14 protein-coding genes are annotated in these 13073 nt (G+C 39.4%); 12 read left to right on the top strand and 2 right to left on the bottom strand.

Annotated elements, in window-relative coordinates:
- The 8 genes from AC1DUW_RS13110 to lepB form a co-directional block, all read left to right on the top strand.
- On the top strand, positions 1-706 hold a 706-nt coding region (locus tag AC1DUW_RS13110; protein ID WP_477642706.1), incomplete at its 5' end, for a uroporphyrinogen-III synthase.
- Between the two features lie 18 nt (positions 707-724).
- Entirely contained in the window at positions 725-2185 is a 1461-nt protein-coding gene (cobA, locus tag AC1DUW_RS13105; RefSeq protein WP_053347361.1) for a uroporphyrinogen-III C-methyltransferase, read from the top strand.
- A 195-nt stretch (positions 2186-2380) separates the two neighbouring features.
- The gene (locus AC1DUW_RS13100; protein WP_161804951.1) at positions 2381-2494 is read left to right on the top strand and encodes a DUF3953 domain-containing protein; all 114 of its coding nucleotides are present in this window, start codon (positions 2381-2383) and stop codon (positions 2492-2494) included.
- A gap of 36 nt (positions 2495-2530) precedes the next feature.
- The gene (locus AC1DUW_RS13095; protein WP_161804950.1) at positions 2531-2704 is read left to right on the top strand and encodes a hypothetical protein; all 174 of its coding nucleotides are present in this window, start codon (positions 2531-2533) and stop codon (positions 2702-2704) included.
- Positions 2705-3092: 388 nt separating this feature from the next.
- Positions 3093-3503 (top strand): DUF4064 domain-containing protein, encoded by a 411-nt coding sequence (locus AC1DUW_RS13090; protein WP_053347360.1) that lies wholly within the window; start codon positions 3093-3095, stop codon positions 3501-3503.
- A 268-nt stretch (positions 3504-3771) separates the two neighbouring features.
- On the top strand, positions 3772-5664 hold the full coding sequence (locus AC1DUW_RS13085; protein WP_477642705.1) for an immunoglobulin-like domain-containing protein: 1893 nt from the start codon (positions 3772-3774) through the stop codon (positions 5662-5664).
- A 210-nt stretch (positions 5665-5874) separates the two neighbouring features.
- Complete coding sequence (locus AC1DUW_RS13080) at positions 5875-6258, top strand: DnaJ family domain-containing protein (protein WP_053347359.1); 384 nt, start codon at positions 5875-5877, stop codon at positions 6256-6258.
- A 94-nt stretch (positions 6259-6352) separates the two neighbouring features.
- A complete protein-coding gene (lepB, locus tag AC1DUW_RS13075) occupies positions 6353-6901 on the top strand; it encodes a signal peptidase I (RefSeq protein ID WP_053347358.1) in 549 nt (182 codons plus the stop codon).
- Between the two features lie 46 nt (positions 6902-6947).
- Here lepB and AC1DUW_RS13070 read toward each other — a convergent pair whose 3' ends face one another.
- Positions 6948-7628, bottom strand: a complete 681-nt coding sequence (locus AC1DUW_RS13070) for a VOC family protein (RefSeq protein WP_053347357.1) — start codon at positions 7626-7628, stop codon at positions 6948-6950.
- A 223-nt stretch (positions 7629-7851) separates the two neighbouring features.
- Here AC1DUW_RS13070 and AC1DUW_RS13065 point away from each other — a divergent pair, with 223 nt between their 5' ends.
- Positions 7852-8337: a DedA family protein gene (locus AC1DUW_RS13065; RefSeq protein WP_053347356.1), complete on the top strand. Its 486-nt coding sequence runs from the start codon at positions 7852-7854 to the stop codon at positions 8335-8337.
- A 111-nt stretch (positions 8338-8448) separates the two neighbouring features.
- Here the strand turns inward: AC1DUW_RS13065 and AC1DUW_RS13060 are convergent, their stop codons facing one another.
- Positions 8449-9183, bottom strand: coding sequence for an SDR family NAD(P)-dependent oxidoreductase (locus AC1DUW_RS13060; protein WP_053347355.1), 735 nt, complete (start codon positions 9181-9183; stop codon positions 8449-8451).
- Between the two features lie 559 nt (positions 9184-9742).
- Between AC1DUW_RS13060 and AC1DUW_RS13055 the strand changes: the two genes are divergently transcribed.
- From AC1DUW_RS13055 to AC1DUW_RS13045, 3 genes are all read left to right on the top strand, one after another.
- Positions 9743-11083, top strand: coding sequence for an MATE family efflux transporter (locus AC1DUW_RS13055; protein WP_053347354.1), 1341 nt, complete (start codon positions 9743-9745; stop codon positions 11081-11083).
- A 153-nt stretch (positions 11084-11236) separates the two neighbouring features.
- Positions 11237-12649, top strand: coding sequence for a dipeptidase PepV (gene pepV / locus AC1DUW_RS13050; protein WP_053347353.1), 1413 nt, complete (start codon positions 11237-11239; stop codon positions 12647-12649).
- Between the two features lie 25 nt (positions 12650-12674).
- A partial coding sequence (locus AC1DUW_RS13045; protein ID WP_477642704.1) for an aminotransferase class IV occupies positions 12675-13073 on the top strand: 399 nt, incomplete at its 3' end.

Raw genomic sequence — 13073 nt, 5'->3', positions numbered from 1 at the left:
GGGGACGGTCTTCCTTGATGATTCTCATCTAGAGGAGGATGTCACCCGCTTAATTGCAGGAGAGTTTGATTGGATCATTCTCACGACGGGAGTGGGAACGGAACTTCTATATAAAACCGCTGTGAAGATGGAAGCGGAGGCTCGTTTTATAGAAGCTTTGCAGTCTATGAAAATCGCAGCTAGGGGTTATAAAACGGCGAATATGCTGAAAAAACTAGGACTGCAGCCATTAATCCGTGACGATGATGGAAGTACGGCAGGGCTCGTTCGCAATCTAGAGGGCCATTTGTTTGGGGATGTAAAGGTCGCATTGCAACTGCATGGGGACCCGGCACCTCTTTTAATGAACTGGTTGGATGAACAAAAGGTAGAGCATAAAGAAATTCTTCCATACGAACATATTCTGCCGGAAACAGAAACGATGCAGCAGCTTATCGAAGAAATTCTTGGAGGGAAAATAGATTCTGTCGTGATCACGAGCGCACCGCAGCCTCGTAATTTGATGAAATTTGCCCGTGAACAAGGTGTGGAAGATAAAATAATCGACTGGTTTAAATCCGATGTGATTGCTCTTGCAGTTGGAAAAGTAACGGCGCAGGTCGTAATCGATGAAGGAATCAAGCGGGTCATCTATCCAGAAGATCAAAGAATGGGTAGTGCATTAATCGAACTGGTGAAATATTATCATGCCATTTCAAGTAAGTAAGAAGATAGAGGTGAAGTGATGACCAAGGCCAAGGGGAAAGTCTATTTTGTGGGGGCAGGTCCAGGTGATGAAGGTCTGATTACCGTCAAAGGGCAAAGAGCGATTGAAAAAGCGGATGTAATTTTATATGACCGGTTGCTCAATCCGAAGCTTTTGGAAGCTGCCCCTCCTCATTGTGAATTGATGTATTGTGGAAAGACGCCTTATACAAAGGGTATTAGGCAAGAGATAATCAATGAGCTGCTCGTTTCCAAAGCGCTGGCAGGACACAATGTCGTCCGTTTGAAAGGCGGCGATCCTGCCGTTTTTGGAAGAGTTGGGGAGGAAGCGGAATCGTTGAAAGAAAAAGACATTCCATTTGAAATCATTCCAGGAGTTACGTCGAGCATTGCCGCTTCCATGTATGCAGGCGTCCCCGTGACACATCGGGATTTTGGACGTTCCTTTGCGATGGTGACAGGCCATGAACGTACCAAACAGGAAATAGATTGGACTGGGCTTGTACAAAGTGTAGATACCGTTGCATTTTATATGGGAGTAGCCAACCTTCCGAATATTTGTGAAAACTTGATCAGTCATGGAAAATCAAAGAACACGCCGGTACTCGTCATTCAATGGGGCACCTATGGAAGACAAGAAACGGTGGAGGGGACCTTGGCCAATATAGTGGAAATGGTAAGTGAAAAGTCGCTTCAGAACCCGGCTATCACCTTGGTCGGGGATATCATTTTACTAAGAAAAAGGCTGCAATGGTTTGAAAAGAAACCACTATATGGGCAACAGTTTTTAGTAGCTCGAACGGGAACGACAAAAAGTTCCTTGGCGGAGAACCTTTATGAACTTGGGGGCGATGTCATCGAGTTTCCTAAATGGATTACGACAAAAGTAAAAGCTAAAAAAAGTCAGCTGCTATCTTTCCTTTTGTATGATCGGATGCTCTTTACCTCACCAGAGAGTGTTCATGGGTTTTTAGATTTACTCACAGAATATGCTATAGACTTCCGCCAAATTTCGGCCAAGCTTTATGTGGTATCGAGGAAATCGAAGAAAGTCTTACAGCAACGAGGGTTAATTGCAGCTCTCAAATCAGAGATGACGGAAGACGGAACTCTGTTGATTATAGGAGATCGGAAAAAGGAACACTTGGATCCAAATTATGGGGACGAGGACTATTTTCAATCTATCGAAAAATATGTGGATGAAAGATTTCTTGAAATTCTTCCGAGAATGCTAGAAGAAAATGCTGTTGATACGGTTCTTTTTTCTAATCAGCATTCAGTGGATATGCTGATGGATTATGGGGACAAGGCAGGCGTTGATGTTAGCGGGATGTTAAATCAAGCTACCATCGGGGTAATCGGGAAAAGTACCGGCAGGAAACTTAAAGACTTTGGGTTTACGCCGGATATGATGCCGCATGAACCGTCTGTCGAGCAATTGGTGGCTTTGATTGTGAATAGGAATGTTTTTAGGCTCTGATACAGAGCCTTTTTTCCATTTTTCAGCCAAAAGAATGGTGATAAATGATATGCTTTTTCTTTGGAGGGGATTTGTTGCTGATAAAGGTTCAAATTTCGTTGGTGTTTAGTATAATAGCCCTATCATCTTATAGTTTGATCACTAGGAATGTAGACTACTCTTCATACACCTTATTTTTATTAGGAGCTCTTGCTTGTGTTGTTTGTGGGAATAGAAAAACTTCGGAATGACCGAAAAGTTCGAGGGTATGTTTGTATCTTAGTAGCTTTATTTGTCCTTTTAGTTTCTTTACAAGGTTTTTGTAACTAAAAGATTGTTAATCATTTTATTTCAGGTGGTGATATTATGTTTAATATTGGTGATATATTATGGCAATTATTTTACCTCGCTCTTCTTGTACTTTTAGTCGTAATGGTTGTGAAGGTTTTCCGTTTCTTTATAAAACACATGACAAAAATGCATCATTTAGAAAATAAAGTAGATAAATTAAACGAACAGTTAAAAAAGAAGGATGATTAACGGCTCTATATCTGAGTCGTTTTTTTATTCCCCTTATGTGTCTTCTTCAATTCACCCCTGTAGCTTCGGAACTAGTCTTATGGAAGGGTAGGTGTTTTTCATTAATAGAGTATTAGTTAGTCTCGCAATAATCATATTTATATTAAATTTTTTCATATCACCTGTATTTTTTGGTGAAGAGCCAAGTTCCAATGGTACGTTTATCGGATTAATTTTATTATGCATTTGTCTTATTAGCCTTATTGATGAAGTGAAGAAAAAATAATAATAGAATAGCAGAGCCGTGTTTATGCTCTCAAAAAAAGCCTGAGGATGTTTAAGAAAAGTCTTTTATTCCTTCCCAGATTGGGTATTATATATAAGTAACTTTTCTAGGGAGGCGAATGAATTGAAACGGACATGGGAATTTGTATTAAGTATTATTGGCGTGAGTATCGCTGCGATTTCATTAATCGTGACGATTATAGCAGCGGTTTATATCAACAGTATCGATGTAACAGAAATAGTAGACTACTCATTAATGACAGAGTCAGAGTTTTCAACGTCTGATATGGATATGTCAATCAAGTTTTTTATTGGCTTATTATGGGCTGGGATTATATCCTTGTTTATTGCATTGGCTGGAGGCCTGATTGCTATCTTTCTAGTAAAAAGCGGCAAAGTGAAGGCAGCCGGAATCTTATTCATCATTACAGGCATTCTGACCATCTTTCATGTATGGCCCCTTATCTTCTTCATCGTGCCGGGTATCATGTGTCTGGTGCGGAAACCGAGAGAACCGGTAGAAGTGATTGTATAATAGAATAGACACATAGCGCCGAAAAATCTAACCATAAGATAGGAAAAATTTTAACCATAATAAATACATATTCTTGTGATTGGAAAAGAAAGAAGCTGACTCGATAATGTGAGTCAGCTTCTTTTGTTCTAGGTAATAAACAAATTGTTTATCCTTGTTAGGAATTTCATTTCAAAAAACCAATTTTATTCCAGTAATTGTTACAATTACTAGATTATCATGTTAGAATTATTATAAATTTAAATATAAATAGACTGGAGTTTGATTCATGAAGTTACCTTTAGTAAAAGCTGGAATAGTAACCTGTTTAACATTCAGTTTGTTCAATGGACAGGCTTTTGCAGCGTCTGAATTAACCAATGCATGCTCATCATTTGGTGAAATCCAACCGAATGAAAATCCTTCCCATAAGCAGATTAACTGCTTACTGACGAATGCAGCAATAAAGGCTGAAATCCCCCCTGAGGTGTTAAAAGCGGTTGCTACGCAGGAAAACGGGGATTGGAGGCAATTTAATGATGCAGGACAACCGATTAAATCCGACGATGGCGGTATCGGTCTAATGCAGCTTACCAATAAAAGTGGGTATGACCAGAAAAGGTTGGAAAATGATATAGTCTACAATATAGAAGCAGGCGTCGAGGTACTGAGCAGTATGTATTCAAGAAAAGATTTGCCGAAAATCAAAGGTGCAGCGCGTAAAGTTATTGAAAATTGGTATTTCCCTGTCATGGCATACAATGGGACAAAACCTGTGAACAGTCCTCTTTACCAGGAAACTGGGAAAATAAATACAAATGCCTATCAAGAGGAAGTTTTTGCTGAGATAGAAAACCAAAGTTATTTGAATGTTACAAAACTAGCAAAATATCCTTTTAAAACATCCGATTTTCAATATGATCGTGAAAGCACTGAAAATATCATCTTTAATAATCTGGAATATACACTGACAGATCAAACGCATGACTCTGTTTATTGGTTCAAGGCAGGAGACAAAGCGGTGACGACATCCAGGGTGAATATAAGGAAAGAAATAATCACTACGGAAGGTGCCGTATCTGTGCCATCCAATACAAGCTTGATCATCACAGGGAATTTTGACTATCACGAATCTAAGGGTAATAAATTTGTCTGGTACCCCGTACAAACTGAAGATCAAAAGGTGAAGGGCTATGTTTCATCAGCTTACATTGCGAAGAAACAATCAAGTCCTGATGTGCCAATTAAGGATACGGTTAAACCAGTCATTTCAGGTGCAACCAGTAAATCCATTCCGTTCAACTCAACTTTTAACGCTAAATCGAGCGTAAAAGCTAAGGATGAATCTGATGGTGATTTAACAAGCGCCATACGTGTTGAAGGTACTGTAAATACTAAGAAAATTGGAACTTACAATTTAACATATACTGTAGCTGACAAAGCTGGAAATGTCGCAAAAGTTACTAGGAAAATAACAGTATATGATCATGTTAAGCCAGTGATTTCAGGTGCCGCGAACAAAACAATCAGACTTAATTCTTCATTTAATCCAAAAACAAACGTGAGTGCTAATGATAATGCAGACGGCAGTTTGACTAGTAAAATCAAGGTAACGGGTACGGTAAATACAAAGAAAAAAGGAACGTATACATTAAAGTATACAGTCACTGATCAATCAAAAAATGTTACGACAGTTACAAGAAAGATCACCATAGATAGCACCAAGCCAGTCATTTTCGGCGCCAAAAGTAAAACCGTTGTCTATAACTCAGCTTTTAATTCTAAATCAGGAGTAACTGCGAAAGATAATTTGGATGGCAGTTTGACTAGTAAAATCAAGGTAACGGGTACGGTAAATACAAAGAAAAAAGGAACGTATACATTAAAGTATACAGTCACTGATCAATCGAAGAATGTTACAACCGTTACGAGAAAGATCACCATAGATAGCACCAAGCCAGTCATTTCCGGAGCCAAAGATAAAACCATTAACTATAACTCGGAATTTAACCCTAAGTCAGGGGTAACGGCGAAAGATAATTTGGATGGCAGTTTAACAAGTAAGATCAAAATCACAGGGACCGTAAATACCAAGAAAAAGGGTACCTATACATTGACTTATACGGTTACGGATAAGTCCAAAAACAAGGCATTAGTAAAAAGGAAAATCACAGTTAAATAGATAGAAAAAAGGGGATTCCGGAATATTGGAATCCCTTTTTGCTTGAATGCGGATGCATGCTGGAATGTTTTCGGCAGAACAATGTAATTATAATAGTAGAAAGAGCTTAATAAATGAAGTTCTTGGTTGGTGTATATGAGAAAATATTGATTTAAATGTTATAATTGTAAATAGATGTAATATCGAAGTTGTCTGGGGGGAGATAGTGTAATGGGCAAAGAAGAGGGTCATGTAAATTGGATGGATCAGATATTTCGGGACTATGAAAAGGACGGCGGTCTGAAGAATAATCCTGGCTTTGGAAAACCGCTTCCGAAGTCGGCATTATCGGGAAATATGTATGATAATTTCTTAACGAAGGCCAAAGACGCCGGTTTCCTTCCGCTTTGGATTAAATGGCAAAAAGAAATCCGGGGAGAGCTATCTGACGTGGTTCGATTAAAAAAAATGAATTCATCTGAATCAGAATTAACCAAACGAATTGAAGAAATTAATGAGAAAGTACGTACATATAATGGTATTTGCCCGACACAAATGCAACGCCGGGAAATCGAGTGGGGAAGCATCGAAGTTCAGTATGAAAAATGGAAGTGATGGATAAAGTGAAAAATGTGGGTATTTGTATGACGTGATTATGAATGGATTATGATATAATGACATGAATAAAAAACAGAGAGAGGGACTTCGTTTGGAAAAAAGAAAAGAAGTTTTTTCATGGATAAAAGCGATCGGGATTGCAGTCATTCTGGCCTTTCTAATTCGAACATATATTTTTGCACCTATTGTCGTAGATGGTGAGTCAATGATGCCAACTCTACAAGACCACGAACGAATTGTACTTAATAAGTTTGGAACAAACATCGATAGTATTGACAGGTTTGATATTGTTGTTTTTCATGCAACGGTAGATAAAGATTATATAAAACGGGTTATCGGTCTGCCAGGTGACCATATAGAATATAAAGATGATACGCTTTATATTAATGGAAAAGCATATGAAGAACCCTACCTAGACAAATATAAGAATCAGATGGCAGGCGTGCCGCTGACCGATTCTTTCAAGCTCGAGGATATAACCGGCAGCATGACAGTGCCAGATGATCAGTTGTTCCTTATGGGGGACAATCGCCAAAATAGTTTGGATAGCCGTGAAATCGGCACGATTTCCGTCGACGAAATTGTCGGCAAAGCGAATCTAGTGTATTGGCCGATCAAGGAAATAAAAATTGTAAAATAAAAGGAAGCGGACTCGATTGTCGAGTCCGCTTTATTGTTGGAAAAACTTATATCGGTGAAGAGATGAACCGAATGTTCCCATTTTCATCTTGATGAATCGTTTTCCCAGGATCTACTTCGATTGTTAATGGGTAAATCTCTGCAGCCCGGTCTGAAAAGAACCAGCGCCGTCCCGGTTTGCTTAATAAAATGAACACACCATTGCTGCCCATGAAAGAAATGCCATTAGGATTCAAAGTGCCGTTATCCCGGGGGGAAATACCAAAGTCGATTAGTTGCTGACCGATCGCATCGATTTTGGTAGTTGTTAAATTAATCTCACCAATGTTTAATAAAGAATCCATTGAGAAAGGCACTTCACTTTCTGGTGCAATTGAATGCCTGGCAATAAACTCTACAATATTGCCGGTCGGATCGGTGAAATATAGCGAGTGTGCATTGAGGTGGCTGAAGTAAACCTCATCATCGCCATCTTCCGTATTTAAAGAAGTCCGTGCTTTGATCCATTGCTTCGCTTCTTGAAATTGATTGGACGGGATATTGAAGGCAAAATGATAAAAGGATTTACTTCCGTTTTTTGTTTCTGTAAAAGCCAATTCGCTTGCCCCTACTTTTATAGTAAAACCATGATGACTCTCGTCTAGCAATTTGGCATTTAGCAATTTGACATAAAATTTCTTCATTTCAGCAATGTCACTCGCAAACAGACTCACTTTTTTAATCAGCATATTTATCACCTTTCTACATTCAGTTTCTATCATTGTAATTTAAATCTTCCTTAATAAACCAATTTGGAGTTTGTGTATTCTCTTTTTTTTTCTTTTTTCATTAAAACCAACTTATATGGGTTAAATTAGGTTATCCTATTATAAAGAAGTAATCACGTTAACCAGGCCCGTATCAGAAATTGGATTACTTTATTAAAAGGGTGTCTGAGATGGAGTACTAGAGATGGACATGGTAAAAGATTTAATATCAAACTATGGTTATTTTGCGATATATGGACTGCTGGCCCTCGGAATAATTGGTTTGCCGGTACCTGATGAGTTTATGATGACTTTTGTCGGCTATTTGTCGTCCATTGCTGTTTTAAATGTCCAAGGGGCATTCCTTGTCAGTTTTCTTGGGTCGATTTCTGGAATGCTGGTCAGTTACTTTATTGGTAAAAAGGTAGGCAAGCCTTTTTTGAGAAAGCACGGCAAGTGGATTAAGATGACTCCGGCAAGGCTGGAAAAGCTGGATAAATGGTTCAATAAATACGGTCCGTGGACCATTATTATTGCATATTTCATCCCAGGTGTTCGCCACTTCGCCAGTTATTTTTCTGGGATGAACGGGATGGGGAAACGAAAATATATTATTTTCGCAGGTGCAGGAGCTTTCAGTTGGTGTTTGGTATTTACAGCTTTTGGCTATTTTATTGGTGTCTTAACTTAAATTATTTGGGGGAGAACTGACTTCCTTAAGTGGGCCCGAGTTTTAAAATAATGAAACAAAAAAACCCCGTTTTTGAATTTCAGAAACGGGGTTGTCTATTGTTAACTTTCTTTATTGAGCAGAATATCCGCCGTCGATAACTAGCTCAGCACCAGTAACGTATGAAGCTTCATCAGATGCTAGGTAAAGCACTGCATTTGCAATATCAGCTGGTTGACCTAAACGTTGTAATGGAGTCGCTTTAACCATTTGGTTCACAAGTTCTTTTGACTCTTCTAATTTTTGTGTCATTGGTGTTTCGATAATACCAGGGAATATGGCATTAACACGGACGCCCATGCGGCCATATTGTGTTGCAGCAGCCTTAGAAATAGCACGAACAGCACCTTTAGAAGCTGAATAAGCGTTTAAACCCATACCGATTTGAGCTGTAAAGGAAGAAATATTTACAACAGCGCCTTTTCCTTCCTCAACCATGTAAGGAACAACATGTTTCATACCAAGGAAAGGTCCAAATCCGTTAACACTTAACATTAGTTGCCAATCAGCCAATGTTGTATCATTAATTTGTTTTTCTGTTGAGATTCCAGCATTGTTGACTAGGATGTCAACTCTACCAAATTTCTCAATAACAGTATCCATCATTTTTTTCCAGCTTTCGTCAGAAGATACATCAAGAAGTGTACCATAGACATTATCTAGCTCGTTCACTTTTGCAACAGCTTTTTCATTGATGTCAGCAGCAATAACTTGAGCTCCTTCTTTTGTGAATAGGTCTACCATTTCTCTACCCATACCGGATGCTCCTCCAGTAATAAGTGCCACTTTATTAGTTAATCTTCCCATCATAATCACTCCTAATAGATTTTTAAAAGCTGGACAATATGACCACGCATAGTGCAAAAGTTGTATGATCAACGAGCAATACTATAACTCCTTTATGAATCCGTCAAGCATTTTATTTTTCCGTTTACACATTGCCTTTTACTTGCTGGGAAAAAAGATGTTGTAAATCTGGGAAAGTTGATATATTTAAATAGACTTCCCACTCCCTGGTTCAAAAAACAAAACATACAGGTATAGTTGAAAGCGTTGTCAACCTTTTAATATTCAAATTTCGATTCCGTAAATTGTCAATATACAAAATTAGCTTAACCGTTCATTTGATAATACTCACCAGCAACCTTGTAGATCCTTTCGCACGTTATCATGGTCCTCGTTTGAGAAAAGCACTATATATTTCCTAGCAACTTTTGTTGATGAGCACCATATGTTCAATTCTAGTGATTAAATTCGAATACTGCAAACTTTTTGTACTTTCAATACAAAATTTTATAACTTCATTCCATTTCTTGTTTTTCAGGCGTTTGAGAAGTCTTTTATGTAAAAAGGAGGTAATCTATTAATGAATCACAGAATGTATCTATCCTTGGCCATTCCTCTTACGATTTCGACAATGAGTACGCCTTTGCTTGGGGCGGTTGATACGGCTGTGGTTGGAAAGTTGAGTGATCCTGCTTATATCGGCGGGGTAGCTGTTGGAACCATTATTTTTAATACGATGTATTGGCTTTTTGGTTTTCTGCGAGTTAGTACATCTGCCTTCGCTGCACAAGCAGAGGGGGCTAGGGATGAGACACAAAGCCTGATGGCCTTGATTCGTCCTTTTATGATAGCGGCAATTATCGGTCTTCTTTTTATCGTAATTCAGAAGCCCATTTTAAATGTTTCCTTAGCTGCAATCACGCCGGAGTCGGATGTTGCTGCCTTTGCATCTGACTATTTCAGTATTCGGATCTGGGGTGCGCCTTTTGCATTAATGAACTATGTCATTCTAGGCTGGTTAATTGGAAAATCTCGCATAAAAACGTCTCTGTTCATTCAAGTTTTCATGAACCTGATCAATATTGTCCTGTGCTTGCTTTTTGTAAATAGGTTTTCCTGGTCTGTATCAGGAGTCGCTACGGCTTCATTGATTTCAGAGATTGCAGCTTTCTTCGTTGGTTTGTTGGTGATTAGGAAGGTAGTTTCCATACCTGAAACCTTTTCTTTACGAGCGGGATTCGATTATACTTCCTTGAAAAAAATGATGGTGGTGAACAGGGATTTATTTATCAGGACAATTTGTTTGATTACGGTTTTTAATCTTTTCACGGCCAAAGGAGCCACTTTTGGGACAGAGACTTTGGCAGCCAATGCTGTACTCATTCAAATTCACTATCTGATGGCATATTGCTTTGATGGTTTTGCAAATGCATCGAGTCTTCTGATTGGGAAAGCCATTGGTTCGAGAGATGTACACCTTTATAAAAAAACGCTAGCTCTTTCAGCGCAATGGGGCCTGTATGCCTCTCTCATACTTGCTGTATTATACTGGTTATTTAGCGATAAAATTATTCTGCTCTTCACGAATATCCCAGGAGTCATTGAACTGACCCATGTATACGGACTTTGGGTAGTCATATTCCCATTCACAGCCTTTATCGGACTCATTTTCTATGGAGTGTTTACGGGTGCTACTGAAGCTGTTCCTGTACGGAACTCCATGCTTCTTGCGCTGCTGGCCTTTCTGTTTGTCCAGTTTTTGGCCGTCCCACAACATGGCAATCATGGATTATGGCTTGCCTTTCTTGTATTCAGTTTAGGTCGTTCCTTATTTTTAGCGTTATACATCCCGAGGTTAAACAGAAAAATAATGATTTTAATGGACGAAGAGAGTTTAGTGAAGGCACCCTCTTATAATTGAGAGAGGGTGTTTTTTAGTTGCAACGGTCATTTTGACAGTAGGTTGACGTTAGTGATAAAACGGGAATACTTAAAAAAGGTATCAACGCTTGGCGAATCATATAATAAAAGTGATAAAATAAAAAAATATATATAAAAGAGGAGTTGTCGTATTTTGAGTGAAATGAATTGGCGTGAAGAAGTTGAGAAACGGAAAATGGACATACTACTGGATACGCAAAATTTATTAAAAATAAAAAGCGTACTGGATGAAGAACATCCGACAGAAGAGGCTCCTTTTGGTAAAGGGGTAAAGGAAGCGCTTGATTACATGCTTCAGTTAGCCGAAAAAGACGGTTTTACTGTGAAGAATGTCGATAATGTCGCCGGCCATATTGAAATGGGTGAAGGCGAGGAGTTGATCGGTATTTTATGTCATGTCGACGTTGTTCCTGAAGGAGATGGCTGGAGTTCGGATCCGTTTGGTGCTGAAATCCGTAATGGTCGTATTTATGCTCGTGGGGCAATCGATGATAAAGGGCCGACGATGGCTGCCTATCATGCGATGAAGCTTGTCAGGGAGATTGGTAAGCCTTTGAACAAACGTGTGCGGATGATTATCGGAACGGATGAGGAATCAAACTGGCGCTGTGTTGGCCGTTATTTTGAAGTGGAAGAAATGCCATCGATGGGCTTTGCGCCAGATGCTGACTTCCCAATCATCAGTGCGGAAAAGGGAATCTGGGATTTCTCAGTTATACATCCAGCCGATGCAGGCAATGGAACGAACTCCGAAGTAAATGTTATTGAATTTTCATCAGGCCGAAGAACGAATATGGTACCAGATTTCGCAAAGGCCACAGTGGAAGCTGTAAATCCCGCTGAAGTTGTGACAAACTATCAAAATTATCTTCAAAAATATTCGTTGAAGGGACAAGCCGTTCCACAAAAAAATCAAGTGCTTCTAGAACTTAACGGCGTTTCAGCTCATGCAATGGAGCCGAAAAATGGAGTCAATGCAGGTATGCATCTAGCCGTATTTTTAGCAGACCTAACACTTGATCCGCATGCGAAATCCTACTTTACTTTCATTAAGAATTATTTGTTTGAAGATTCCCGTGGAAATAATTTAGGTGTGGCTTACACAGATGAGCAAACAGGTGAATTGACGGTTAATGCAGGAGTATTCAACTATTCCAAACAGGGTGACAGTTCCATTGGCTTCAGTATGCGCTACCCGGTAACATTTGAGTGGGAACAGCAAAAAGCGGCATTAGAAGAAAGACTTGCAGCATATAATTTGCGTGTGAAGTCCAATTCTCATTCAACGCCTCACTATGTGAACAGCGAAAGTTTCCTGATTAAGACGCTGCAGCAAGTGTATGAAGCAGAGACCGGTGATAAAGCAGAGCTCCTTTCAATTGGCGGTGGCACATATGCCCGTTCATTGAAGGAAGGGGTCGCTTTCGGGCCTCTATTCCCAGGCAGTGAAGATATTGCGCATCAAAAGGATGAATATATTGTTATTGAAGATATGCTTAAGGCAACGGCAATTTATGCACGTGCCATTCATGAATTAGCTAAATAAGAGGCTGAGAGGGAGAAAGAAAGACATGGGAAAAATCATTTATAACGGCGAACTTAAAACAAGATCGGACGTAAAGGTTGATATTGAGGACCGAGGTTATCAATTTGGTGACGGGATATATGAAGTCATTCGAGTTTATAACGGCGAAGTATTTGCGAGTAATATGCATGTAAACCGTCTAATGGACAGTGCAAAAATGATTCAGCTGAAGGTCCCTTTTACTGTAGCGGAAATCGAAGCCCGAGTTAAAGAACTAATCGCTGAAGATAAACTGCGGAACGGGATTGTCTACATGCAATTGACGAGGGGAGCGTGCTCGCGCACTCACGCTTTTCCAATTAATGAGGTGGAGCCGGTCTTTGTCGCCTATACGAAAGAAATGCCCTATACAGGAAAAGTGAAGCCTGGGGTCAAGGCCGTGACG

It is taken from the genome of Peribacillus sp. P4_C12, assembly GCF_056402095.1.
Note: the sequence above shows the minus strand (reverse complement) of the source record. Positions and strands in the feature narration are given on the sequence as shown.